This is a genomic window from Streptomyces asoensis, assembly GCF_016860545.1.
Taxonomy (GTDB): Bacteria; Actinomycetota; Actinomycetes; order Streptomycetales; family Streptomycetaceae; genus Streptomyces; species Streptomyces asoensis.
Genome location: NZ_BNEB01000005.1, coordinates 2,044,153 through 2,068,532 on the forward strand (window position 1 = coordinate 2,044,153; position 24,380 = coordinate 2,068,532).

20 protein-coding genes are annotated in these 24,380 nt (G+C 72.7%); 13 read left to right on the top strand and 7 right to left on the bottom strand.

The genetic code is table 11. The annotated features are described in order from the left end of the window. The first annotated feature begins 70 nt into the window (after positions 1-70). From Saso_RS31755 to Saso_RS31765, 3 genes are all read left to right on the top strand, one after another. A complete protein-coding gene (locus tag Saso_RS31755) occupies positions 71-859 on the top strand; it encodes a DUF4142 domain-containing protein (RefSeq protein ID WP_189922970.1) in 789 nt (262 codons plus the stop codon). A gap of 100 nt (positions 860-959) precedes the next feature. Continuing rightward, on the top strand, positions 960-1,736 hold the full coding sequence (locus tag Saso_RS31760; protein ID WP_189922968.1) for a TIGR04222 domain-containing membrane protein: 777 nt from the start codon (positions 960-962) through the stop codon (positions 1,734-1,736). Between the two features lie 131 nt (positions 1,737-1,867). Beyond that, the gene (locus Saso_RS31765; protein WP_189922966.1) at positions 1,868-3,466 is read left to right on the top strand and encodes an alpha/beta hydrolase; all 1,599 of its coding nucleotides are present in this window, start codon (positions 1,868-1,870) and stop codon (positions 3,464-3,466) included. A gap of 24 nt (positions 3,467-3,490) precedes the next feature. Here Saso_RS31765 and hemQ read toward each other — a convergent pair whose 3' ends face one another. Further along, positions 3,491-4,222, bottom strand: coding sequence for a hydrogen peroxide-dependent heme synthase (gene hemQ, locus Saso_RS31770; RefSeq protein WP_189922964.1), 732 nt, complete (start codon positions 4,220-4,222; stop codon positions 3,491-3,493). Positions 4,223-4,227: 5 nt separating this feature from the next. Further along, positions 4,228-5,685, bottom strand: a complete 1,458-nt coding sequence (gene hemG, locus Saso_RS31775) for a protoporphyrinogen oxidase (protein WP_189922962.1) — start codon at positions 5,683-5,685, stop codon at positions 4,228-4,230. Between the two features lie 161 nt (positions 5,686-5,846). Here hemG and Saso_RS31780 point away from each other — a divergent pair, with 161 nt between their 5' ends. Both Saso_RS31780 and Saso_RS31785 read left to right on the top strand, forming a co-directional pair. After that, positions 5,847-6,923: a DUF4349 domain-containing protein gene (locus Saso_RS31780; RefSeq protein ID WP_189922960.1), complete on the top strand. Its 1,077-nt coding sequence runs from the start codon at positions 5,847-5,849 to the stop codon at positions 6,921-6,923. A 27-nt stretch (positions 6,924-6,950) separates the two neighbouring features. Continuing rightward, positions 6,951-8,339: an FAD-dependent oxidoreductase gene (locus tag Saso_RS31785; RefSeq protein WP_189922958.1), complete on the top strand. Its 1,389-nt coding sequence runs from the start codon at positions 6,951-6,953 to the stop codon at positions 8,337-8,339. 156 nt (positions 8,340-8,495) lie between these two features. On the opposite strand, the gene Saso_RS31790 is transcribed toward Saso_RS31785, so the two are convergent. Then, positions 8,496-8,765, bottom strand: a complete 270-nt coding sequence (locus Saso_RS31790; protein ID WP_189922956.1) for a hypothetical protein — start codon at positions 8,763-8,765, stop codon at positions 8,496-8,498. Positions 8,766-8,890: 125 nt separating this feature from the next. Between Saso_RS31790 and Saso_RS31795 the strand changes: the two genes are divergently transcribed. Then, the gene (locus Saso_RS31795) at positions 8,891-9,703 is read left to right on the top strand and encodes a rhomboid family intramembrane serine protease (protein ID WP_189922954.1); all 813 of its coding nucleotides are present in this window, start codon (positions 8,891-8,893) and stop codon (positions 9,701-9,703) included. A gap of 6 nt (positions 9,704-9,709) precedes the next feature. Here Saso_RS31795 and hemE read toward each other — a convergent pair whose 3' ends face one another. Next, complete coding sequence (gene hemE / locus Saso_RS31800) at positions 9,710-10,777, bottom strand: uroporphyrinogen decarboxylase (RefSeq protein WP_189922952.1); 1,068 nt, start codon at positions 10,775-10,777, stop codon at positions 9,710-9,712. 308 nt (positions 10,778-11,085) lie between these two features. Here hemE and Saso_RS31805 point away from each other — a divergent pair, with 308 nt between their 5' ends. From Saso_RS31805 to Saso_RS31815, 3 genes are all read left to right on the top strand, one after another. Beyond that, entirely contained in the window at positions 11,086-11,712 is a 627-nt protein-coding gene (locus Saso_RS31805; protein WP_372442517.1) for a DUF3000 domain-containing protein, read from the top strand. A 242-nt stretch (positions 11,713-11,954) separates the two neighbouring features. Further along, a complete protein-coding gene (locus Saso_RS31810) occupies positions 11,955-12,614 on the top strand; it encodes a helix-turn-helix transcriptional regulator (protein WP_189922948.1) in 660 nt (219 codons plus the stop codon). Between the two features lie 188 nt (positions 12,615-12,802). Next, complete coding sequence (locus tag Saso_RS31815) at positions 12,803-14,089, top strand: ribonuclease D (protein WP_189922946.1); 1,287 nt, start codon at positions 12,803-12,805, stop codon at positions 14,087-14,089. A 42-nt stretch (positions 14,090-14,131) separates the two neighbouring features. Here the strand turns inward: Saso_RS31815 and Saso_RS31820 are convergent, their stop codons facing one another. From Saso_RS31820 to Saso_RS31830, 3 genes are read right to left on the bottom strand one after another with little or no spacing between them, the layout of a single operon-like run. Beyond that, complete coding sequence (locus tag Saso_RS31820; protein WP_189922944.1) at positions 14,132-14,962, bottom strand: carbohydrate ABC transporter permease; 831 nt, start codon at positions 14,960-14,962, stop codon at positions 14,132-14,134. After that, complete coding sequence (locus Saso_RS31825) at positions 14,959-15,828, bottom strand: carbohydrate ABC transporter permease (protein ID WP_229901323.1); 870 nt, start codon at positions 15,826-15,828, stop codon at positions 14,959-14,961. The genes Saso_RS31820 and Saso_RS31825 overlap by 4 nt, the downstream gene beginning before the upstream one ends. Continuing rightward, positions 15,828-17,147, bottom strand: coding sequence for an ABC transporter substrate-binding protein (locus Saso_RS31830; protein ID WP_189922942.1), 1,320 nt, complete (start codon positions 17,145-17,147; stop codon positions 15,828-15,830). The genes Saso_RS31825 and Saso_RS31830 overlap by 1 nt, the downstream gene beginning before the upstream one ends. A 220-nt stretch (positions 17,148-17,367) precedes the next feature. On the opposite strand from Saso_RS31830, the gene Saso_RS31835 reads away from it, so the two are divergent. The 4 genes from Saso_RS31835 to Saso_RS31850 all read left to right on the top strand — a co-directional run bounded on the left by Saso_RS31835 (position 17,368) and on the right by Saso_RS31850 (position 24,333). Further along, entirely contained in the window at positions 17,368-19,776 is a 2,409-nt protein-coding gene (locus Saso_RS31835; RefSeq protein WP_189922940.1) for a glycoside hydrolase family 2 protein, read from the top strand. After that, on the top strand, positions 19,773-20,822 hold the full coding sequence (locus Saso_RS31840) for a LacI family DNA-binding transcriptional regulator (RefSeq protein ID WP_189922938.1): 1,050 nt from the start codon (positions 19,773-19,775) through the stop codon (positions 20,820-20,822). Before Saso_RS31835 ends, Saso_RS31840 begins: the two co-directional genes overlap by 4 nt. Positions 20,823-20,968: 146 nt before the next feature. Beyond that, positions 20,969-22,195 (top strand): thiolase family protein, encoded by a 1,227-nt coding sequence (locus Saso_RS31845; RefSeq protein ID WP_189922936.1) that lies wholly within the window; start codon positions 20,969-20,971, stop codon positions 22,193-22,195. Then, positions 22,192-24,333 (top strand): 3-hydroxyacyl-CoA dehydrogenase NAD-binding domain-containing protein, encoded by a 2,142-nt coding sequence (locus Saso_RS31850; RefSeq protein ID WP_189922934.1) that lies wholly within the window; start codon positions 22,192-22,194, stop codon positions 24,331-24,333. Before Saso_RS31845 ends, Saso_RS31850 begins: the two co-directional genes overlap by 4 nt. Positions 24,334-24,380: the final 47 nt, after the last annotated feature.

Genomic DNA, 24,380 nt, shown 5'->3' on the forward strand with positions numbered 1-24,380 from the left:
AGGCGCAGTAATATGCCAGTTCCGCAACCGAAGCGCACTAGCGTGCAGTGCCGCGAGCAGGAGGCACCCCATGCGGCCCCGACCCCCGATCCAGGGCAGAGGCATCTTCAGTGGCACCGGGCTCATCCTCACCGGCCTGGCGGCGACCCTGGCGGCCCTGGTCTTCCCGATCTGGTCGTACGCCGACCGGTCGGGCACCGGAGTGGACGTGCTGAACGCCGAGACCGTCTCGACGCAGTACGGTCCGCTGTCCGCGCTGGACCGGGAGTTCGTCACGAAGGTCCGCCTGGCGGGGCTGTGGGAGCTGCCCGCCGGCCGGCAGGCGCAGGCCAAGGGCACGACCGAGGCCGTGCGGACGGCGGGCGCGCACCTGGTCGAGGGGCACACCTTCCTGGACGAGCGGGTGCGCGCCGTCGCCTCCCGGCTGGGCCTCGCGCTGCCGAACGAGCCCAACGACCAGCAGCGGGGCTGGCTGAGCGAACTCGACGCGGCTCAGGGCGTGGCGTACGACCGCGAGTTCGCCAACATCCTGCGCCTGGCCCACGGGCGGGTCTTCTCCGTCGTCGCCCAGGTGCGGGCCGGCACCCGCAACTCACTGGTGCGCGGGCTCGCCGACGACGCCAACACCACCGTGCTGGACCACATCAAGATCCTGGAGGCCACCGGGTACGTCGACTTCGACGCCCTGGCCCGGGACCTGGCCGCCGACAGCACACCGCCGATCACCCGCGCCCCCGCCCCGCCGGGCCCGACGACGAACCCCGCGCCCGCCGTGCCGGCGGAGTCGGCGTCCGCGTCGGCGGCGTCCCCCACCTATCCGCTTCCGCCCGCCGCGGCCAGCCCACCGCCGGGCTCCTGAGAGCGAGGCCGGGGCGGCCGGAGCCGGCCGTCCCGCGCGCCCGGTCCGGATGATGAACAGACCGTGGCGCCCGGTGGTGCACATGACATAGAAACACCGCATGATCTGGGTGCTTCTCCTGCCGCTGGCCTGGGCCCTCGCGGGCGCGGCGTGCACACGGCTGTGCCTCGCCGCCGTGCGGGCGGCCTCCGTCGACGACGACACGGGCCGGGGGCACGACCTGACGCTCTACGAGGCCGCCTTCCTGTCCGGCGGCCCCGGCCGGGTCGCCGACCTCACCATGGTCTCGATGGCGCGCCAGCGCCGGCTGCTGCTCGCCCGCACCGGCTGGGCGACCGTCGTCGACCCCCGCGGGCGCGACGAGATGGAGCGGTCGGTCATCGGGGCGATCGGCCCCGCGGGACAGTCGCGTATCGCGCCCGCGCGGGCGGCCGCGGCCGCCGCGGACGCGGTGGGCGGCCTCGCCGACCGGCTGGTCCGCGCCGGCCTCGCGGTGCCCGACGGCTCCCGTACGACCGTCGCCGCCGGGGTGCGGCAGGTACGGGCCGCCGCCGCGGCCGTCCTCGCCCTGGGCGCCACCGCACTGCTGGCCCCCGGCCCCTCGGACATGCCCCGTGACCTGGTCGCCCTCTGGTTCGCGCTGCCCCTGGCCCTCACCCTGGGCTGTCTGGCCATAGCGCGGGTCGAAGCGCACCCCTACACGCGCTGGGCCTCCCCCGCCGGACAGCGGCTGCTGGCCGCCCTGACCCGGCACACCGGCGCCCCGGCGGACGACGGCACCTGCCTGACCTCCGTCGCCGTACGCGGGATCCGCGCCGTGCGCGAACCGGACCTGCGGGCGGCCTTCGCACACCGTGAGCAGGACACGCGCGGCTGAAGCAGGGCGCGCCCGACCGCCGGGGGGCGCACAGGAGGCATTGGCGCCGACACCCGCCGGTGGTGCTTGCCTTCCCCTCCGACCGAACCAAACATCCCCTTTGTCGCCGCCGTGCACCGAAGGGACTCCCGATGAGAGCAGCCGCCCTCCATTCGGCCGCAGGAGCCCTGCTCCTGACCGCCCTCTCCGCAGTCCCGGCGGGCGCCGTCCCGGCGGACGGCGCCGCGGGCGCCCCCGGACTCTCCCGCTCGCCCGGCGTCGTGCTCGCCGCCGCCCGGGCCGAGGCGAAGGGCGTCGACTTCACCAAGTGCCCCGGCGGCCAGGACCTGCCCGGCAGCATGCAGTGCGGCAAGGTCAGCGTGCCGCTCGACTACGCGGACCCGAGCGGCAGGCAGATCGAGCTGACCGTCAGCCGGGTGCGGGCCACCCAGCGGGACCCGCACAACAGCAAGCGGCGGGTGCCCCGGCAGGGCGCGCTGGTCTTCAACCCGGGCGGTCCCGGCGGCTCGGGCCTGTACTTCCCCCTGATCGGTCTGCTGCCGGAGTGGAAGCGCATCGGCGCGGCCTACGACCTCGTCGGCTACGACCCGCGCGGGGTCGGCCGTTCGGCACCGCTGTCCTGCCAGGACCCCAAGCGCTTCTTCAAGGGGCCGGCGCCCGCTCCGGTCCACCCCTCGGAGTCGTACAAGCGGGAGCGGATCGCACAGGCCAAGGCGTACGCGCGCGGCTGCGCGAAGCGGTCGGGCAGCGCCCTGCGGCACTACAACTCGATCAACAACGCCCGTGACCTGGACGTGGTGCGCGCCGCGCTCGGCGAGGACCGGCTGACGTTCATGGGGGCGTCGTACGGCACCTACTTCGGGGCGGTCTACGCGACGCTGTTCCCCTCCCACGTGCGGCGGATGGTGTTCGACGCGGCCGTGAACCCGGACCCGGCACAGATCTGGTACCGCAACAACCTCGACCAGTCGGCCGCGTTCGAGAGCCGGTGGGCGGACTTCCGGGAGTGGATCGCCCGGCACGACGACGTGTACGGCCTCGGGCGCACGGCCGACGCGGTGCTGCGCAGCTACGAGCGGGCGCGCGCCCGGCTGGCCGCCGAGCCGGCCGGCGGGAAGGTGGGGCCGGGACAGCTCCAGAGCGCGTTCCTCCAGGCCGGGTACTACGACGACTACTGGCCGGCCCGGGCACAGGCGCTGTCGGAGTACCTCAAGGGCGACCCGAAGCAGCTGATCGCGCAGGCCGGGCCGGTGCGGGAGGCCGCCGCCGAGGCGGAGAACGCCAACGCCGTGTACACGGCCGTGGAATGCAACGACGCGTCCTGGCCGACGGACTGGAAGGTGTGGGACCGCGACAACACCCGGCTGGCCAGGGTCGCGCCGTTCGAGACGTGGGACAACGTGTGGGCGAACCTGCCCTGCGCGTACTGGCCGGCGCCCCGGCAGCGGCCGGTCGACGTGCGGACCGGGCCGGGCGAGCTGCCGCCGACGCTGATCCTGGCGGCGGAGCGGGACGCCGCCGCACCGTACGCCGGGGCCCTCGAGATGCACCGGCGGCTGTCGGGCTCGGTCCTGGTGACGGAGCGGGACGCCGGTACCCACGGCATCGCGGGCGGACCCAACCGGTGCGTCAACGGTCACCTGGACGCGTATCTGCTGGAGGGGCGGCTCCCGGCCCGGCGCGCCGCCTGCGCGGCGCACGCGGAGCCGGAACCCACCGCCGCGCGCTGAGGCCCGCGCCCCCTCGCGGGGGCGTCAGGCCAGTCCGGCGACCAGGTCGGCCACCGACTTGCGACGGCCCGTGTAGAACGGGACCTCCTCGCGGACGTGCATACGTGCCTCGGAGGCCCGCAGGTGGCGCATGAGGTCGACGATGCGGTACAGCTCGTCGGCCTCGAAGGCCAGCATCCACTCGTAGTCGCCCAGCGAGAACGAGGCGACGGTGTTGGCGCGGACGTCGGGGTAGCCGCGGGCCATCTTCCCGTGGTCGGCGAGCATCCGGCGACGGTCCTCGTCCGGCAGCAGGTACCAGTCGTAGGAGCGCACGAAGGGGTACACGCTCACGTAGTTGCGGGGCGTCTCGTCGGCGAGGAACGCCGGGATGTGCGAGCGGTTGAACTCGGCCGGGCGGTGCAGCGCCATGTTCGACCAGACCGGCTCCAGGGCGCGGCCCAGCCTGGTGCGGCGGAAGAGGTTGTACGCCTCCTGGAGCTGGTCGGCCGTCTCGGCGTGCCACCAGATCATGAGGTCGGCGTCGGCGCGCAGACCGGACACGTCGTACGTGCCGCGGACCGTCACGTCCTTGGCGGCGAGCTGGTCGAACAGCTCCTGGACCTCGTCGGCGTAGCCCGCGCGGTCCTCGGGGAGCACGTCCTTCAGCCTGAAGACGGACCACAGCGTGTAGCGGATGACCTCGTTGAGGTCCTTGGCCAGCTTGCCCTTGTTCGGGACCCTGCCGGACTCGGTGGTGGGGGCGTCGTCACTCATGCTCCTCATTCTCCCGCTCCGCCGTGCAGACTCTGCACCGGGTCGGCCGCGAGCGCGCGGACGGCGCGGAGGTCGCCGCCCAGCTGGTCGACGGCGGCGTACGCGCTCGCGATGCAGGCGGGGATGCCGACGCCGTCGTACTGCGCGCCGCACACCGCGAGGTCCGGGAGCGCGGCGACGTGCTCCCGGATGCGGGCCACGCGCGCGTGGTGGCCGACCGGGTACTGGGGCAGGCCGTCGGTCCAGCGGGTGACGCGCGTCTCGACGGGGGTGGCGTCCAGGCCGGTGGCGGCGCGCAGGTCGCGTCGGGAGACGGCGACGAGGTCGGCGTCGTCCCGTTCGAGGATCTCGCTCTCGCCGTAGCGCCCCACGGAGGTGCGCAGCACGACGGTGTCCGGGTTCTCGTCCGCGATCCAGCCCCACTTCCGGGAGGCGAAGGTGGACGCCTTGATGGTGCGTCCGTCGACGGGCGGGACCAGGAAGCCGCTGCCCTCGGGCAGCTCCGTGCCGGTGCGGCGGTAGGCGAGGGTGACCAGGGCCATGGAGGCGTACTCCACCGTGCGCAGGGCGGCGGCCGCCGCCGGGGACTCCGCGGCCAGCAGGGCGGCGGCGGCCGGCGCGGGGACCGCGACGACCACGGCGTCGGCGTGCAGTTCACGCTCCCCCGCGGTGACGCGCCAGCCGTCACCGGGCGCGCGGCGCAGTCCGGTCACCGGCACTCCGGTGCGGATCTCGCCGCCGCGGGCGCGGACGGACTCGGCGACGGCGAGCGGGAGGGTGCCCACACCGCCCACGAGGCCCATGAAGACCGGGCCGGTCTGCGCGGCGGTGGCGGTGGCGGCCTGGATCTCGCGTACGGCCTGCGTCAACGAGGTGTGGGTGAGCGCGGCCCGGTAGAGCTGCGGGACGGCCGAGCGCATCGAGATCCGGTAGGCGTCGCCCGCGTACACCCCGCCGAGGAGGGGTTCGACGAGACGGTCGACCACCTCGCGGCCCAGGCGCGCCGCCACGTACTCGCCGACCGCCACGTCCTCGCCGACCTCGGTGCGGGGCAGGCGCGCGTCCTGCTCGATCCGGGCGAGGCCCTCGTCGGACAGCACGCCCGCCAGGGCGGTGGCCGTGCCGGGGACGCCCATGACGTGGCCCTTGGGCATGGGGCGCAGCGCGCCGCGGGTCCAGATCGAGGCCGTCGCGGTGGCCGGCGGCCGGAGCCGGTCGGCCAGGCCCACCTCCCGCGCGAGCGCGACCGCCTCGGGCCGCCGGGCCAGCATCGACTCGGCTCCCAGGTCCACGCGCGCGCCCGCGATCTCGCCGGGCAGCAGCTTGCCGCCCACCCGGCCGGAGGCCTCGAGCACGGTCACCCGGGCCCCGCACGCCAGCAGCCGGTGAGCCGCGGCGAGACCGGAGACACCGGCCCCGATGACGACGACGTGCCGGCCCGTGCCCCTACCCGTTGCGCTCATACGCCCACTCTCTCAGACCGTGCCGGTGCCCCCGCCCGCCGCCCGGTGTCCGGTCCGCGTCCCGAACGTGACCTCTTCGGAACCGATCCCCGCCAACGTTCCGGCCGGCCCGGGCGTCGAAGGGGCGTCAGGTATTCGGAAAACCTCGGGGGGACACCCAGATGCGTACATCACCTTCCGCGGGACGTCCGGCAGGACGTTCCGCCCGCCCGGCCCGGGTCTGGGCCGCCGTCGCACTCACCGCGGCCCTGGCGCTCGCCGGATGCAGCGCGGGGGGCGATTCGGGCTCGTCGAGCGCCGCGGACGACAAGGCCGCCGTCGCGGAGCCCGGCGCGCCGGGCGCAGGCGAGGCGGACGGCGCCCGGGGCGCGAAGGAGGGGGCGGGCGCAAGCGGTTCGAAGGCCACCGCGGCGCCCTCCGTCACCGTCAACCGCATCATCCGTACGGCCTCGCTGACCGTGCAGGTCAAGGACGTGCCCAAGGCCCTGGACCAGGCGCGCGCGACCACCGAGAACGCGGGCGGCTACGTCGGCGACGAGACGACCGTCCGCGACGAGGACGGCGGCGAGCGGACCCGGGTGGTGCTGCGGGTGCCGGTCGCGCGGTACGACGACGTCCTCGCCGACCTCCAGGGCGCGGGCCGGCTCCTCGAACGGACGGCCAAGGCACAGGACGTCACCGACCAGGTCGTCGACGTCGACAGCCGCATCGCCTCCCAGCGGGCCAGCGTCGCCCGGGTCCGCGAGCTGATGGACCGGGCCACCAAGCTGAGCGACGTGGTCACCCTGGAGGGCGAGCTGAGCAACCGGGAGGCCGATCTGGAGGCGCTGCTCGCCCAGCAGGCGTCCCTGAAGGACCGCACGAGCCTGGCGACGGTCACGCTGACCCTGTCGGAGAAGCCGGTGGTCACGGCCGCCGAGGACGACGATCCGGGGTTCGTGGACGCGCTGGCGGGCGGCTGGGACGCGTTCGTGACGATGCTGCGCTGGATCGCCGTCGCGTTCGGCGCGGTGCTGCCGTTCCTCGTCGTGGGCGTCCTGCTGCTGCTGGCGTGGCTGCGGCTGGTGCGGCCGCGCCGGCGGGCCGCCGAGGCGAGCTGGGCCGGGCTGGGCGTGCCCGGGCAGACCGGGCGCCCCGGGGCGGCCGGGCAGCTCGCGGGTGAGGCCGGGCCGGCCGGCGCGGGGCAGCCCGCGAGCGGGCGGCCCGGGGGCGAGGCGCGTGAGCCCGGGCAGGACTGAACTGGGAGCGCCCCGTAGCGTGTTCGCATGAGCATCGAGCGAGTGGTGGTGATCGGCGGTGACGCCGCGGGCATGTCCGCGGCGTCCCAGGCCCGCCGGCTGAAGGGGCCGGAGGAACTGGAGATCGTGGCCTTCGAACGCGGCCACTTCACGTCGTACTCGGCGTGCGGCATCCCCTACTGGGTGGGCGGTGACGTCACCGACCGGGACGATCTCGTCGCCCGGACGCCCGAGGAGCACCGCGCGCGGGGCATCGACCTGCGGCTGCGGACCGAGGTCACGCGGATCGACGTCGCGGGACGGCGGGTCCGCGCGCGGGAGCTGGATTCCGGAGCGGAGTCCTGGACGTCGTACGACAAGCTCGTCATCGCGACCGGGGCCCGCCCGATCAGGCCGGACATGCCGGGTGCGGACGCGGCGGGCGTGCACGGGGTGCAGACCCTGGACGACGGCCAGGCGCTGCTCGACACGCTGACCCGCACACGGGGCGGACGGGCCGTCGTCGTGGGGGCGGGCTACATCGGCGTGGAGATGGCCGAGGCGCTCATCAAGCGCGGCTACGAGGTGACGGTCGTCAACCGGGGCAGCGAGCCGATGTCGACCCTCGACCCGGACATGGGGCGGCTGGTGCACCGGGCCATGGAGGGCCTCGGCATCACCATGGTGAACGACTCCGAGGTCACCGCGCTGCGGACCGACGACGACGGCCGGGTGCGGGAGGTGGTCACCGAGGACGCGGCGTACCCGGCGGACGTGGTCGTGCTGGGCATCGGCGTCCGGCCGGAGACCACGCTGGCGAAGGCCGCGGGCCTGCCGCTGGGCGCCCACGGCGGGCTGCTCACCGACCTCGCCATGCGGGTGCGCGGGCCCCTGGCCGACGGGACCGTCTGGGCCGGCGGTGACTGTGTCGAGGTCCTCGACCTGGTCTCGGGCCAGGAACGGCACATCGCGCTCGGGACCCACGCCAACAAGCACGGGCAGGTCATCGGCACCAACGTGGGCGGCGGTTACGCCACGTTTCCCGGTGTGGTCGGCACGGCCGTCAGCAAGGTCTGCGATCTGGAGATCGCCCGTACCGGCCTGCGTGAGAAGGACGCCCGGCGCGCGGGTCTGCGGTTCGAGACGGTCACCGTCGAGTCCACCAGCCGGGCCGGCTACTACCCCGGCGCCTCGCCCATGACCGTCAAGATGATCGCCGAACGACGGACGGGCCGTCTGCTGGGCGTCCAGATCGTCGGGCGGGAGGGGGCCGGCAAACGCGTCGACATCGCCGCGGTGGCGCTGACGGCCGGGATGACCGTGGAGCAGATGACGGCTCTGGACCTGGGGTACGCGCCGCCGTTCAGCCCGGTCTGGGACCCGGTGCTGGTCGCCGCCCGGAAGGCGACCACGAAGGTGCACGGCAGCGGGCGCTAGGACGCCGGGCCCCGTCAGGAACCCGGGACGCGCCGCCCCCGGGCGTGCGGGGCGAGCCGTCCTCCGGAGGTACGGGGTGAGCCCGTCCGGGAGCGGCCGTGCGGGGCGCGGCCGGTCCCGGCCGCCGCACGCCCCGCACCCCGCTCCCCGGGGCGGTTACGCGGTCCCGGTCAGCCGGGGCAGCGCGGAGACGGGCGCGGCGGCGGGCTGCTCGGCCGGCTTGGCGTGGGCCGCGGGTGCGGGCCGCGAGCGCAGCCGGCTGCTGACCGCCTCGTCGAGCGTCACCGGCCGCTGCATCTGCGCGGCGAGCCGCCCGGCCTCCTGGCCGAGCCGTGCCACGTCCTCCCAGGGCAGCCGGATCACCAGGGAGATCTCCGCCTCGCCGTCCGGGGTCGCGTGCATCGGGGGAGTAACTCGGTCGTTCATCGCCTGTTCCTCACGTCGTCCCCGCGGCCCGCCTTCCTCGTGCCGCGAGCGGTTGACGCTTCATACGCGCCCGTGAGGAGGGGCGTTCACCGGTTCACCGAACGGATCGGGGGCAGAACTCCCTTGTGGTCATCCCCGTCCATGACGTGAATCCCGTGCGCCGCACCCCGGTGGTGACGTACGCCCTCATCGCGGCGAACGTCCTGGTCTTCCTGTTCATGCCCGGCCTGTCCGGATCGGTGGCGGGCGACAGCACCCTGGCCCAGACGTGTCATCTGCACGCCTTCCTGGAGCACTACGCCGCCGTCCCGCGCGAGTTGATCCACCATCAGCTGCCGCAACTGGTCCCCACCGGTGACGTACGGGGCGCGGGCTGTGTGCTGAACCCGCCGGACTACGACAAGTCCCCCGCGCTGAGCGTGTTCACCGCGATGTTCCTGCACGGCGGCTGGCTGCACCTGCTCGGCAACATGCTGTTCCTGCTGATCTTCGGCAACAACATCGAGGACCGCATGGGGCACGTGCGCTTCGCCCTGTTCTACGTCGTCTGCGGCTACGCGGCGTCGTACGGGTTCGCCCTGCTCAACGCCGACTCGACCGACCCGCTGATCGGCGCGTCCGGGGCGATCGCGGGGGTGCTCGGCGCCTATCTGGTGCTGTACCCGAAGGCCAGGGTGTGGGTGCTCGTCCCGTTCCTGGTGTTCCTGCCGCTGCGCCTGCCGGCCTGGCTGGTGCTGGGCTTCTGGTTCGTGCTCCAGGCGGTGTACTCCTCCGGCGAGGGGGTCTCCGGCGCGGGCACCGTGGCGTACGCGGCGCACGTCGTCGGATTCCTCGCGGGCATGCTCCTCGCCTGGCCGCTCAAGGCGGGCACGCCCCCGCCGCCGGAGCCGCGCGGTCTGCTGTTCGGCAGACGGGCGCGCCCCCGGCACAGCTGGTGAGGCGGCTCAGCGGGCGGTGTGCGTGTGGACGTACTCGACCAGGCGGGTCAGCGCGTCCGGGTCGGTGGACGGCATCACGCCGTGCCCGAGGTTGAAGACGTGTCCCTCCAGACCGGCGGCCGCCTCGAGGACCTCGCGGGTCTTGGCCTCGACGGCCTCGGTGCCGGCGAACAGGACGGTCGGGTCGAGGTTGCCCTGGAGCGCCTTGCCGGGGCCGATCCGGCGGGCCGCTTCGTCGAGCGGGACCCGCCAGTCGACGCCGACGACGTCCGCTCCGGCGTCGCTCATCGGCTTGAGCAGCTCGCCGGTGCCGACGCCGAAGTGGATGCGCGGGACGCCGTAGCCCTCGACCGCGCGGAAGACCTTCGCGGAGGCGGGCAGCACCGAGCGGCGGTAGTCGGCCGGGGAGAGGGCGCCGGCCCAGGAGTCGAAGAGCTGCACGGCGCTCGCGCCCGCCTCGATCTGGACCTTCAGGAAGGCCGCGGTGATCTCCGCGAGGCGGTCGAGCAGGTCGGCCCAGAGCTCGGGGTCGCCGTACATCATGGCCTTGGCGTTCTCGTACGTGCGCGACGGGCCGCCCTCGACGAGGTAGCTCGCGAGGGTGAAAGGCGCGCCCGCGAAACCGATGAGGGGGGTGGCGCCGAGCTCGGCGGTCAGCAGACCGATGGCCTCGGTGACGTAGGAGACGTCGTCGGGCGTGAGGTCGCGCAGCTGGGCGAGGTCGGCGCGGGTGCGGATCGGGCGCTCGACGACCGGGCCGACGCCGGGCTTGATGTCGAGGTCGATACCGATGGCCTTGAGCGGGACGACGATGTCGCTGAAGTAGATCGCCGCGTCCACGTCGTGCCGACGCACCGGCTGGAGGGTGATCTCGGTGACCAGGTCGGGCCGCATGCAGGACTCGAGCATCGGGACGCCCTCGCGGACCTTGCGGTACTCGGGCAGCGAGCGCCCGGCCTGCCGCATGAACCACACGGGCGTGTGCGGCACCGGTTCGCGCCTGCACGCCTTGAGGAAGGCACTGTCGTAGGTCGCTGTCGGCTGCCGGCCCGCCGGGCTCTCGTTCGCACTCACGACGGCAAGTCTCCCACGCCCGCGCCCCCGTCCGGGCCGCCCCCCGACGACCCCCGGGACCGGCGACCGGCCCCCGGCCGGACGCGGCTGCACGCGGGGTTCCGGGCCGGCCTTCCGGGGACGCCCCGGCCGTGACCCGGTCGGGGCGCCGGGGGCGTCGGGCGTGCGCGGGCCGTGCGCCTGTTCGCCCAGCGCGCATCCGTCCGTGCGGCCCGCACGGGTGTCTTGCCCTGCGCGAAGGCCCCGTTCCCCTTAATCTTCCCCGCATGGCTGCGGCTCAGGGACGACTGTCGGACGGCGCTGGCGGGATGGATGACTCGAACGAGGGGGACGGGGATGGCAACAGGTCGGGGCCGCCGCCCTTCCGGGCGGCCGTCGACGCGCTGAGGGCGACCCGGCTGCGGCCGCAGATCGAGGTGGAGCCCACCCCGGCCCCCAAGCGGCTCGCCCCGTTCGCGTACGCGCTGGAGGCGACCGTCGTGGACGGCGAGCAGGACCTGGCCGACGGCCGGCTCGTGCTGCTGCACGACCCGGCCGGCCACGACGCCTGGCGGGGCACGTTCCGGCTGGTGACCCTCGTGCGGGCGGAGCTGGAGCCGGAGATGGCCGCGGACCCGCTGCTGCCGGAGGTGTGCTGGTCGTGGCTGACCGGCGCGCTCCAGGCGCGCGGGCTGACGTACGGCGAGCCGAGCGGGACCGTCACGCGCGCGGGTTCGCACTACTTCGGCGGTCTCGCGGAGCGCCCGGCGACCTCGCAGATCGAGATCCGCGCGTCCTGGACCCCGCGCGAGTCGCTGGGCGGGGCGCCGGAGGCGGGCGCGCACCTGATGGCCTGGTCCGATCTGCTCGCGCAGGTGGCGGGGCTGCCGCCGGCCGGTCCGGGCGACGCGTCGGTGGTCACGCTGCCACAGCGCAGGGGACCTCAGTCACGTTGACCATCTCTTTGTCGATACGACCATTTTCGATCCCGTAACACACCCACTTAAACCGACTCGATCTTCGGATGATCGATCGCGTGTCCGAATTGCACAGATTGTTACTCACTAGATCGTGATCATTCTCTAAAGGACCCCGGGTTCGCTGCCGAAGACGACTGTGACCTTGAAAGCACGGTTCGTACCGGCTTCCTCCCCACAAGCCCCGCGAGCCGGCCCCCGTCCCCCACCCAGGAGGCCTGGTGTCCGTTCTCCTCGAGCAGCCCGCAAGCCTGGTCGCCTACCGCCCGAACAAGCCCACCGCGATGGTGGTCGTGGCCGACCCGCGCGTCCGCTCCACCGTCACCCGTCATCTGTGGGCGCTCGGTGTGCGCGACGTCATCGAGGCCTCGTCCGTCGCGGAGGCTCGTCCCCGCATCGGCAACCCCCGCGACATCTGCGTCGCCGACGTCCACCTGCCCGACGGCTCCGGCCTCACCCTGCTGTCGGAGACCCGCGCCGCGGGCTGGCCCAACGGGCTCGCCCTCTCCGCCGCCGACGACATCGGCGCCGTGCGCAACGCCCTCGCGGGCGGGGTCAAGGGCTACGTGGTCACCGGCACCCGCACCAACCTCGGCCTGCCCAGCCGCCCCGGCGCCGCCCCCATGGGCTCGTCCGCCCGTCTGCACCGCCGCCCCCCGGGTGCCCCGAGTCACCCGGGCGGCTACCGCGAGCTCTCCGGCCGTGAGGTCGAGGTGCTGCGGCTGGTCGCGGAAGGCCAGTCGAACAAGGCGATCGGCGTCTCCATGGGCCTGTCCGCGCTGACCGTCAAGAGCCACCTCGCCCGCATCGCCCGCAAGCTCGGCACGGGCGACCGCGCCGGCATGGTCGCGGTGGCGCTGCGGACCGGCATCATCCACTGACCCCCGCCCGGCACGCGGCGCTCCCCCGGATCGTCCCGCGCGTTCGGCCCGGCTCCCGTCGTCCCTCCCCGGTTTCCTTCCGATCCCTTCCCCTTCCTGCACCGGCCTGACCGGTTTACGACCCCCCGGCGCCCGCCGACGGAACGTTCCGTCGGCGGGCGCCGTCCATACACGGATACCCTTGACAGGTGACCGACGCCCAAGAAACCGCAGCAGCCAGTTCACTGCGAACCACCGGAGGCGCCCCTCCGGACGACGGCGGATCGACTGACTCCGGGGCGCCGACACCTCTGCTCGAACCGCGCGAGGGCATCCCTCCCGTGATCGCGGACGAGGCCTCCCTCGCGGAGGTCGTCGCGGCCTTCGCCGCCGGCTCGGGCCCCGTCGCCGTCGACGCGGAACGCGCCTCCGGCTACCGCTACGGACAGCGCGCCTATCTGGTGCAGCTGCGCCGCGAGGGAGCCGGCACCGCGCTGATCGACCCGGTCGGCTGCCCCGACCTCTCCGGGCTCGGCGAGGCGCTGTCCGGCGCCGAGTGGGTGCTGCACGCCGCCACCCAGGACCTGCCGTGCCTGCGGGAGATAGGCATGGTGCCGACGCGGTTGTTCGACACCGAGCTGGCCGGACGGCTCGCCGGTTTCCCGCGGGTCGGCCTCGGCGCGATGGTCGAGGGAGTGCTGGGCTTCGTCCTCGAGAAGGGCCACTCCGCGGTGGACTGGTCCACCCGCCCGCTGCCCGAACCCTGGCTGCGCTACGCGGCGCTCGACGTCGAGCTCCTGGTCGACCTGCGCGACGCTCTGGAGAAGGAGCTGGACCGGCAGGGCAAGCTGGAGTGGGCCCGCCAGGAGTTCGACGCGATCGCCTCCGCGCCGCCGCCCGAGCCCCGCAAGGACCCGTGGCGCCGTACGTCCGGCATGCACAAGGTGCGCCGGCGGCGGCAGCTCGGCGTGGTGCGGGAGCTGTGGCAGACACGGGACCGGATCGCGCAGCGGCGGGACGTGTCGCCGGGCAAGGTGCTGTCCGACGCGGCGATCGTGGAGGCGGCCCTGTCGCTCCCGGCGAACGTGCAGGCGCTGGCGGCGCTGACGGGCTTCGGGCACCGGATGGGCCGGCGCCAGCTCGAGCAGTGGCAGGCGGCTGTCGACCGGGCGAAGGCGCTCGCCGAGTCGCAGCTGCCGCAGCCGGGTCAGCCGGTGGCGGGACCGCCGCCGCCGCGGGCCTGGGCCGACAAGGACCCCGCGGCCGCGGCACGGCTGTCCGCGGCGCGGGCGGCCGTCTCCGCGCTGGCCGAGAAGCTGAACATGCCCCAGGAGAACCTGATCGCCCCGGACGCGGTCCGGCGGGTGTGCTGGGAGCCGCCCGCGGCCGACGCGGACGCGGTGGCCGACGCGCTCAGGACGTACGGGGCGCGGCCCTGGCAGGTGGAGCAGGTCACGCCGGTGCTGGTCGCGGCGCTGGCCGGCGCGGGCGCCTGAGCACCGGGGCCCGGGCCCGCCTCCCGCTAGGGGTCCGGGCGCTCACCGCGTCGCTCCTGACGTGAATCCGTTGTAGATGTACCGCTGGAGGGCCAGGAAGACGATCAGGGTCGGCAGGATGACCAGCACCGCTCCTGCCGAGATCGTCTCCCAGTGGGCCGCGTAGGGGCCCTTGAAGCGGAACAGGGACGTCGAGATCACGCCAAGATCCTGTGAGGGCATGTAGAGGAAGGGGATGTAGAAGTCGTTGTACACGGCGATCCCCTTCACGATCACGACCGTCGCGATCGCGGGTCTCAGCAGCGGGAAGATGATCTTCCGGTAGATCGTGAACGCGTTGGCGCCGTCGAGACGGGCCGCCTCGTCCAGCGAGACGGGGATCGAGCGCACGAACTGGAGGAAGATGTAGATCGAGACGATGTCCGTGCCCATGTAGAGGGCGATCGGCGCCCACCGGGTGTCGAACATGCCGAGGCTGTGGACGATCTGGAAGGTGGCCACCTGGGTGGTCACCCCGGGGACCAGCGCGGCGACCAGGAACAGGGCGATCACCGCTTTCCTGAAACGGAACGTGAACCGGTCGATGGCGTACGCGGTCATCGAGCCGATGAGCACGGTCCCGCCCACGGAGACGACGAGGATGAAGGCGGTGTTCCCGAACGCCGTCAGCATCCCGCCGTCCCGGAACGCCGTCACGTAGTTGTGGAAGTTGAGGGGGTCGTCCGGCGGCGTGAGCGCCCCGCTGCCGCTCGCCGTCTCGTTCTCGGTCTTCAGCGAGGTCAGGAACACGACGCCCAGCGGGAGCAGGACGACCAGCGCGGCGCCGGTCAGGGACAGGTACACGAGGGCACGGGCAACGGCTCGGCGTGTCATACGAGGTCCACCCTGTCGTCGGGGACGAGACGGCGCTGCACCCAGGTCACCAGCAGGATGATCAGCAGCAGCACGACCGCCGCCGCCGAGGCGAGCCCCGTCTTGTTGAACTGGAACGCCAGCTTCACGGTCTGGATCACGAAGGTCTCGGTCCCGGTGGCCCCGCCGGTCATGATGTACGGGATCTCGAAGGCCGACAGGGAGCCGGAGACGGACAGGACGACCGTCAGGGTCAGTACCGGTCTGATGCCGGGCAGGATGATGTGGCGGAACTGGTGCCACCGGCCGGCGCCGTCCAGTTCGGCCGCCTCGTAGAGCTCCCCCGGGATGGACTGGATCGCGCCGAGGAACAGGACGAAGTTCATGCCGAGGTAGCGCCACACCGACACACCCGCCAGGGAGACGTTCGCCGAGACCGGTGTGCCGAGCCAGGCGTGGTCGGTGTGCCGGCCGAAGAGGCCGAGGACCGTGTCGAGGGTCCCGCCGTCCTGGAAGAAGTAGAGGAAGACGAAGCCGATCGCCACGCCGTTGACCAGCGACGGGAAGAAGAGCACGCCCTTGAAGAAGTTCCGGAACCGGACGTCGAAGCTCAGGATCGTCGCGAAGTACAGCGCGACGACGATCTGGACCACCGAGGCCGCCAGGTAGTAGCCGCTGACCCAGAACACCTGGAACAGGTCCTCCCGGGTGAAGATCTCCCGGTAGTTCTCGGCGCCCGTGTAGCGCAGTTCCGGGCTCACCCCGTCCCAGTCGGTGAAGCTGTACGCGACCATGTTGGCGATCGGCGCGTAGGTGAACGTGATCAGCAGGGTCAGCGGGGCGAGCAGGAACAGCCACGGGGTGAGCCGCCGCGAGGTGCGCGCCATCAGTGGCCCACGTCCGCTCGGGCCTCGGTCCACTTCTCGCCGAGACCGCCGAGGAAGTCGTCCAGGCTGCCCTTCTTGGCGCCGCGCGCGAGGTCGACCAGGTCCTGACGGTATTCGGGCTTGTAGATGCCCACCTCCGAGCGGTCGTCGATCAGTTTGACCGCGGCGCCCGCGGAGTCGTCCAGTTCGATGAGCTTGACGCCCGCCTCCTCGTACGGCTTCAGCACCTCGGGCAGGGGCGCGTCCTTGAGCGGGGAGATCGCGAGGTTGTCCTTGTCGTAGCCGGACTTGTCGGTGAACCAGTCGATCCAGGCGCGGGCCGCCTCCTTGTGCGGGGAGTGGACGTTCACCGCCTGGTTGTAGTCGGGGCCGACGGTCGCGCAGAACGAGCCGCCCGTCCGGGAGGGGAACGGCATGAAGCCGATGTCGTCCGGGTTCGCCCCCGCCTTCCGCGCGGCGTCCTGGAACTGGATGATCGCCCAGGTGCCGAGCCACTGCGTGGCGATCTCGCCCTTGGCCGTCCGGGGCTTGGACTCCTCCCAGTTGCTGGTGGTCGGGTCCTTCTCGGCGAGTCCCCGGGCGACGATGTCGTACAGCAGGGTGTCCCCGACGCGCAGGTCGGAGCCCTCGGCCCACGGGTCGCCCTCGGCGAGCCTGGTGGTCGCCTTCGGATCGCAGTGCACCGCGCCGTCGACGTACGTCCACGAGGTCAGCGGCCACTGTGCGGCGAAGTTGGTGTAGTAGGGGACGGCGTCGGTCTTCGCCTTGATCGCCTTCAGGTCGGCGAGGAACTCGGCCGGGGTGCCGGGCCACCGGGTGATCCCGGCCTCCTTCCACACCCGCTTGTTGTAGACGAAGCCGGGCATGACCCCGACCGGGCTCTGTCCGTAGACCTTGCCCCCGACGGTGGTGAAGTCGGTGAAGCGGTACTTCTTGCCGCGTTCGGCGGCGGTGCCGAGGGAGGCGAAGAACTTCGGGTAGTCGTCCTTCTTGATGACCGCGGGGATGAGCAGGACGTCGCCGTAGTCGTCCGTGTTCATGCGGATCTTGATCTCGGCCTCGTAGTTGGTGAGCGCCTGGAACTCCACCTTGACCTTGGGATAGGTCTTGTTGAACGCGGCGGCGTACTTGTCCATCGTGCCGTCCTGCACGAGGTCGGTGCGCACGGTGAGGACCGTGATGGTTCCGCTGACTTTCGCGGGGTCGTCGGGCGCCTTCGCGTCCGCGCCTTTCGCGCTGCCTCCGGTGCCGGTGCAGCCGGGGAGCAGCAGGGCGGCCGTGGTGACGGTGGCGAGGACCAGGACTGTACGGCGGTTCATGTGCATCACTTCCGTTCTCGGGATGTTCTCGGGACGGACGAGCACGTGCGGGGTGGTCGGGCGGCAACGCGGCCGTGGGACACGGGCGGGGCGGTCGGGCACGAGCGGGTTGGCTGATTCGGCACTCTGGCAGCGCTTTCCTCAACCGGTAAAGTCCGATTCCCGCCAACGATGAATCCGTGGCGCCTCGTTGACGCCTTGACCGGTTTAGGGAGTGCGCATGCTGGAGGCCTCACCGCTCGACGAAGGCTGGACCCTGCGGCACGAGGGCGAGCCGCTCCCGGCCTCGGTGCCGGGCTGTGTGCACACCGATCTGCTCGCCGCGGGGGTCGTCCCGGACCCGTTCGTCGGGACGGGCGAGGACGAGGTCGCGTGGGTGGGGCGGCGCGAGTGGACGTACGAGCGGGAGCTGCCCGCCGCCTTGTCCGGGCACGAGCAGACCGACCTGGTCTTCGACGGGCTCGACACGGTCGCGGAGATCACGGTGGACGGCCGGCCGCTCGGCCGGGTGCGGAACATGCATCGCTCGTACCGCTTCGACGTGACGGGGCTCGAAGGGCCGCTCGCGGTCCGGTTCATCTCCGCCTACGCGGAGGCCGAGGCCGTGCGGGGCACGGTCGGCGACCGTCCCGCGGCCTACGCCGAGCCGTACCAGTACCTGCGCAAGATGGCGTGCTCCTTCGGCTGGGACTGGGGGCCCACGCTGGTGACGGCCGGGATCTGGCGGCCGGTGCGGCTGGAACGCTGGTCGACGGCGCGACTGGCCCGGGTGCGGCCCCTGGTGAGCGTCGAACAGGGCTTCGGGGTGGTCGAGTTGCGGGTGGACGTGGAGCGCACCCGGGTGGAGGCCGCACTCACCGTCGAGGCCCGGGTGGGGGGACTCAGGGCGCGCGCGGAGGTGAGCGGGAGCACCGCGACGGTACGGATCGAGGTGCCGGACGCGCGGCTGTGGTGGCCCCGCGGCTACGGGGAACAGCCGCTCTACGAAGTCGAGTTGACCTTGCTCCACGGCGGCGCGCCGCTGGACGTCTGGCGGCGGCGGGTCGGCTTCCGCACCGTCGGGCTGGACACCTCCGCGGACGCGCACGGCACGGGGTTCACGCTCGTCGTGAACGGCGAGCGGCTCTTCGCCCGGGGCGTGAACTGGATCCCGGACGACGTGTTCCCCTCCCGGGTGACCCGTGAGCGCTACCGCGCGCGGCTGGAGCAGGCGGCCGGCGCCGGGGTCGACCTGGTCCGGGTCTGGGGCGGCGGCCTGTACGAGAGCGAGGACTTCTACGACGCCTGCGACGAACTGGGGCTGCTGGTGTGGCAGGACTTCCCGTTCGCGTGCGCGGCCTACCCGGAGGAGCAGCCGCTGCGGGGGGAGGTGGAGGCGGAGGCCCGCGAGAACGTCGTACGGCTGATGCCGCATCCCTCGCTCGTGCTGTGGAACGGCAACAACGAGAACCTGTGGGGGTTCCGGGACTGGGGCTGGGAGGAGCGGCTCGCCGGGGACTCCTGGGGCGAGGGGTACTACCTGGGCGTACTGCCGCGCGTCGTGGCGGAGCTGGATCCGACGCGGCCCTACACCCCGGGCAGCCCCTGGTCGGGGTCGTGGGAGCACCATCCCAACGACCCGGCGCACGGCACGCACCACTCGTGGGAGGTGTGGAACCGGCGGGACTACACCGAGTACCTCCGTGAAGTGCCGCGTTTCGTGGCCGAGTTCGGCTGGCAGGCGCCGCCCGCCCACGCGACCCTGCGGCGCGCGCTGCCGGGTGAGGAGCTCGCGCCCGACTCCCCCGGCATGCTGCACCACCAGAAGGCCGAGGACGGCAACGGCAAGCTGGCCCGCGGGCTCGCCCGCCGGTTCGCGGTGCCGGAGGGCGACTTCGACCGCTGGCACTACCTCACCCAGGTCACCCAGGCGCGGGCGGTGGCGGCCGGCGTCGAGCACTGGCGGTCGCACTGGCCGGTGTGCGCGGGCACGATCGTCTGGCAGCTCAACGACTGCTGGCCGGTGACCTCCTGGGCGGCGATCGACGGCGACGGGCGGGAGAAGCCGCTGTACCACGAGCTGCGGCGGCTGTACGCGGACCGGTTGCTGACCCTGCGGGCGCGGGACCACGGGCTGGTGCTGGCCGCCGTCAACCAGTCGCGCGAGCCGTGGACGGGTGCCGTGTCGTTGCGGCGGATGTCGGTGGAGGGTGCGGTGATCGAGGCGGCCGAGCTGGAACTGGCCGTCGGCGCACGGGCCGTGGGTGAACTTCCGGTGCCGCCGGGGCTGGAACCGGCCGGGGCGAAGGAGTTCCTGGTGGCCGACGCGCCGGGATCCCCGCGGCCGGGAGGGGGCGCGGCCGGAGAAGGGCTGCGGGCCCTGCACTTCCCCGCCGCCGACCGGGACATCCCCTATCCCCGGCCGCGGTTCGAGGTGTCCCTGGTACCGGGGGGCGTCACGGTCACGGCCGGCACCCTCGTACGGGACCTGCTGCTCCAGGCCGACCGGCTGGGGCCGACGGCGCGGGCCGACCGGGGCCTGGTGACCCTGCTTCCCGGCGAACGGGTGACCATCGGGGTGCGAGGCTGGGAGACTCCGGACGCCGCCGCCGCCCGGGCCGCGCTGTACTGCCAGGAGCCCGCCCGATGACCGTGTCCCCGTCGCACCGCGTCACCATCAAGGACGTGGCGGCGCGCGCCGGTGTCTCCAAGGGCGCCGTGTCGCTCGCCTTCAACCGCAAACCGGGGCTGGCCGAGGCGACCAGGGACCGGATCTTCGCGGCGGCACGGGAGCTGGGCTGGGAGCCGAACCTCACGGCGCGTTCCCTGTCGAGCTCTCGGGTGGACGTGGTCGGGCTCGCGATCTGCCGGCCGGCGCGGATGCTGGGCCTGGAGCCGTTCTACATGGAGTTCGTGTCCGGCGTGGAGAGCGTGCTCACCGAGCACTCCTGTTCGCTGCTGCTGAGGCTGGTGCGCACGGTCGAGGAGGAGGCCGGGCTGCTGGAGTCCTGGTGGCGCGGACGGCAGATCGGCGGCTCGATCCTGGTCGACTTCCGGGCCGACGATCCCCGGGTCGCGGCGGCCGAGCGGCTCGGGATGCCGGTGGTCGCGGTGGGGCACCCCTCCCTCACCGGGAGTCTGACGTCGGTGTGGACCGACGACGCGACGGCGGTGACGGAGGCCGTGCGGTACCTGGCGGCACTCGGGCACCGCCGGATCGCGCGGGTGGGCGGGGCCGCGGCGCTCGGGCACACGGTGATGCGGACCGCCGCCTTCGACGCGGCGGCGCGGACGCTGGGACTGGCCGGGGCCCGCCAGGTCGCGACGGACTACTCCGGGGAGACGGGCGCACGGGCCACCCGCGCGATGCTGACCGCCGCCGCGCAGGACCGGCCCACGGCGATCGTCTACGACAACGACATCATGGCGGTGGCCGGTCTGGCCGTGGCGGCCGAGATGGGGCTCGCGGTGCCCGGCGACGTCTCCCTCCTCGCCTGGGACGACTCCCAGCTGTGCCGGCTCACCCATCCGACGCTCTCGGCGATGAGCCACGACGTGCACGGTTTCGGCGCGGAGGCGGCCCGCACCCTGTTCTCGGTGATCGCCGGTCCGGGCCCCGGGTCGCACCCGGTGCCGACACCCGTACTCACACCGCGGGGGTCGACGGCGCCGCCGCGGGACCGGGTGGGAGGGTGAGCAGGCGTGCGCCACGGGTGTGACGTTCACCGCTTGGCCCTCCGGGACTGGGCAGCTACGTTACTCATAAGTAGCATGGGTCCTGAGCGCGCGCTCAGCGCTTGCGTGTCGCAGCAGTGCCATCCCGCACCTGGAGGAGAGCCATCGTGCCTCGTACCGTCAGGGACGTCGTCTTCGTCGACGGCGTCCGTACCCCGTTCGGCAAGGCGGGCCCGAAGGGCATCTACCACGAGACCCGCGCCGACGACCTCGTCGTGAAGGCGATCCGGGAGCTGCTGCGCCGCAACCCCGGTCTCGACCCCAAGAAGATCGACGAGGTCGCCATCGCCGCGACCACGCAGATCGGCGACCAGGGCCTGACCATCGGCCGCACCGCCGGGATCCTGGCCGGCCTGCCGAGCTCCGTGCCCGGTTACTCCATCGACCGCATGTGCGCGGGCGCCCTGACGGCCGTCACCTCGGTCGCCGGCTCCGTCGCCTTCGGCGCCTACGACGTCGCCGTCGCCGGCGGTGTCGAGCACATGGGCCGCCACCCGATGGGTGAGGGCGTCGACCCCAACCCGCGGTTCGTCAGCGAGAAGCTGGTCGACGAGTCCGCCCTGTTCATGGGCATGACCGCCGAGAACCTGCACGACCGCTACCCGCAGATCACCAAGCAGCGCGCCGACGAGTACGCCGTGCGCTCGCAGGAGAAGGCCGCCAAGGCGTACGCCAACGGCAAGATCCAGGCCGACCTGGTGCCGGTGTCGGTGCGCCGCACCAACGCGGAGGCCGGTGAGACGGGCTGGGGCCTGGTCACCGCCGACGAGCCGATGCGCCCGGGGACGACGCTGGAGAGCCTCTCCGGCCTGAAGACCCCCTTCCGCGTCCACGGCCGGGTCACCGCGGGCAACGCGGCCGGTCTGAACGACGGCGCGACCGCTTCCCTGATCGCCTCCGAGGACTTCGCGCGCGAGAACGGCCTGCCGGTCAAGATGCGCCTCGTCTCGTACTCCTTCGCGGGTGTCGAGCCGGAGGTCATGGGCTACGGCCCGATCCCGGCCACCGAGAAGGCCCTCGCCCAGGCGGGTCTGTCCATCTCCGACATCGGCCTGTTCGAGATCAACGAGGCCTTCGCCGTCCAGGTCCTGGCCTTCCTCGACCACTACGGCATCGCCGACGACGACGAGCGCGTCAACCAGTACGGCGGCGCGATCGCCTTCGGTCACCCGCTGGCGTCCTCCGGCGTCCGTCTGATGACGCAGCTGGCCCGTCAGTTCGAGGAGCAGCCGGAGGTCCGCTACGGCCTGACCACCATGTGCGTCGGCTTCGGCATGGGCGCCACGGTCGTCTGGGAGAACCCGCACTTCGAGTCCGCCGGAGGCGACAAGTGAGCACCACCACCGCTGAGCTCCTGAAGGGCGCGGCCGAGCTGTTCCCGGACGAGGTCGTCACCCAGGCGCACGTACGCCACCTGGACCTGCCGTTCGGCGCGGGGCGCTTCGCCCTGATCACGCTCGACAACGGTTTCGACCACACCAAGCCGACCACCTTCGGCCCGCAGTCGCTGGCCAACCTCGACCTGGCGATCGACCAGGTCGAGAAGGAGGCCGCGGCGGGCGAGATCGTCGGCGCCGGCATCACCGGCAAGCCGTTCATCTTCGCCGTCGGCGCCGACCTGAAGGGCGTCGAGCTCCTCAAGGAGCACAAGGACGCGCTCGCCATCGGCAAGGGCGGCCACGAGGTCTTCAAGCGCCTCGCGGGCCTCGCGGTCCCGACCTTCGCCTACTACAACGGCGCGGCGATGGGCGGTGGCGTCGAGGTCGGCCTGCACTGCCGGTACCGCACGGTGTCCGCGGCGCTGCCCGCGTTCTCGCTGCCCGAGGTCTTCCTCGGTCTGGTCCCCGGCTGGGGCGGCTGCACGCTGCTGCCGAACCTGATCGGCGCGGACAAGGCCGTCTCGGTGATCATCGAGAACTCGCTCAACCAGAACAAGCAGCTCAAGGGTGTCCAGGTCTACGAACTGGGCATCGCCGACGCCCTGTTCGAGGGCGCCGACTTCCTGGAGCAGTCGCTGATCTGGACGGCGTCCGTCCTCAAGGGCGAGATCGTCGTCGACCGCCCGGTGATCGACCGCGGTGAGGCCTGGGACCAGGCCGTCGCGCGCGGCCGGTCCGTCGCGGACGGCAAGGTGCACGGCGCCGCCCCGGCCGCCTACCGTGCCCTCGACATCATCGCCGCCGCCAAGAACGGCGACCTCCAGCAGGGCTACGACGCCGAGGACGTGGCGCTCGCCGACCTGATCATGGGCGGCGAACTGCGCTCCGGCATCTACGCGTTCAACCTGGTGCAGAAGCGCGGCAAGCGGCCGGCCGGCGCCCCGGACAAGTCCCTGGCCCGCCCGGTCACCAAGGTCGGCGTGGTGGGCGCGGGCCTGATGGCCTCGCAGCTCGCCCTGCTGTTCCTGCGCCGCCTCGAGGTACCGGTCGTGCTGACCGACATCGACCAGGAGCGCGTCGACAAGGGTGTGGGCTACGTCCACGCCGAGATCGACAAGCTGCTCGGCAAGGGCCGGATCAACCAGGACAAGGCCAACCGCCTCAAGGCGCTGGTCTCCGGTGTGCTGGACAAGGCCGAGGGCTTCTCCGACGCGGACTTCGTCATCGAGGCCGTGTTCGAGGAGATCGGCGTCAAGCAGCAGGTGTTCGCGGAGGTCGAGGCGGTCGCCCCGGCGCACGCGATCTTCGCCACCAACACCTCCTCGCTGTCGGTCTCCGAGATGGCGTCGAAGCTGAAGCACCCCGAGCGGGTCGTGGGCTTCCACTTCTTCAACCCGGTCGCGATCCTTCCGCTGCTGGAGATCGTGCGCGGCGAGCAGACCGACGACGCCTCGCTGGCCACCGCCTTCGCCGTCGCCAAGAAGCTGAAGAAGACCGCGGTCCTGGTCAAGGACGCCCCGGCGTTCGTCGTGAACCGCATCCTGACCCGCTTCATGGGCGAGGTGCAGAACGTCATCGACGAGGGCACCCCGGTCGAGGTCGCGGAGAAGGCGGTGGAGCCGCTCGGCCTGCCGATGTCCCCGCTGGTCCTCCTCGAGCTGGTCGGCCCGGCGATCGGTCTGCACGTCTCGGAGACGCTCAACCGGGCGTTCCCGGACCGCTTCACGGTCTCCCCGAACCTCGCGGCCGTCGTCAAGGCGGGCAAGCGCGGCTTCTACGTCTACTCCGCCGAGAACGGCTTCAAGCCGGAGCTGGACCCCGAGGTCTCCGCGCTCCTGAAGCAGGGCGACACCGTCCTGACGGAGGAGCAGGTGCGGGCGCGCGTCCTGGACGCGGTGGCGCAGGAGATCGGGCTCATGCTCGACGAGGGTGTCGTCGCCGAGGCGCAGGACATCGACCTCTGCCTGATCACGGGCGCCGGCTGGCCCTTCCACCTGGGCGGCATCACGCCGTACCTGGACCGCGAGGGTGTCTCGGAGCGGGTGAACGGCAAGAAGTTCCTGGCGCCGGGCGTGGCCTCGGTGCCCGCGTGACACCGTGACCGCCCTGCCCCGCAGGACATGAGAAGAGGGCTCCCGCT

Coding starts and splice junctions, on each gene's coding strand:
- Saso_RS31835 (WP_189922940.1), top strand. CDS start 17,368: ATGCTGGAGGCCTCACCGCTCGACGAAGGCTGGACCCTGCGGCACGAG.
- hemQ (WP_189922964.1), bottom strand. CDS start 4,222: ATGAGTGACGACGCCCCCACCACCGAGTCCGGCAGGGTCCCGAACAAG.
- Saso_RS31790 (WP_189922956.1), bottom strand. CDS start 8,765: ATGAACGACCGAGTTACTCCCCCGATGCACGCGACCCCGGACGGCGAG.
- Saso_RS31820 (WP_189922944.1), bottom strand. CDS start 14,962: ATGACACGCCGAGCCGTTGCCCGTGCCCTCGTGTACCTGTCCCTGACC.
- Saso_RS31785 (WP_189922958.1), top strand. CDS start 6,951: ATGAGCATCGAGCGAGTGGTGGTGATCGGCGGTGACGCCGCGGGCATG.
- Saso_RS31805 (WP_372442517.1), top strand. CDS start 11,086: ATGGATGACTCGAACGAGGGGGACGGGGATGGCAACAGGTCGGGGCCG.
- Saso_RS31825 (WP_229901323.1), bottom strand. CDS start 15,828: ATGGCGCGCACCTCGCGGCGGCTCACCCCGTGGCTGTTCCTGCTCGCC.
- Saso_RS31830 (WP_189922942.1), bottom strand. CDS start 17,147: ATGAACCGCCGTACAGTCCTGGTCCTCGCCACCGTCACCACGGCCGCC.
- Saso_RS31755 (WP_189922970.1), top strand. CDS start 71: ATGCGGCCCCGACCCCCGATCCAGGGCAGAGGCATCTTCAGTGGCACC.
- Saso_RS31760 (WP_189922968.1), top strand. CDS start 960: ATGATCTGGGTGCTTCTCCTGCCGCTGGCCTGGGCCCTCGCGGGCGCG.
- Saso_RS31840 (WP_189922938.1), top strand. CDS start 19,773: ATGACCGTGTCCCCGTCGCACCGCGTCACCATCAAGGACGTGGCGGCG.
- hemG (WP_189922962.1), bottom strand. CDS start 5,685: ATGAGCGCAACGGGTAGGGGCACGGGCCGGCACGTCGTCGTCATCGGG.
- Saso_RS31780 (WP_189922960.1), top strand. CDS start 5,847: ATGCGTACATCACCTTCCGCGGGACGTCCGGCAGGACGTTCCGCCCGC.
- Saso_RS31765 (WP_189922966.1), top strand. CDS start 1,868: ATGAGAGCAGCCGCCCTCCATTCGGCCGCAGGAGCCCTGCTCCTGACC.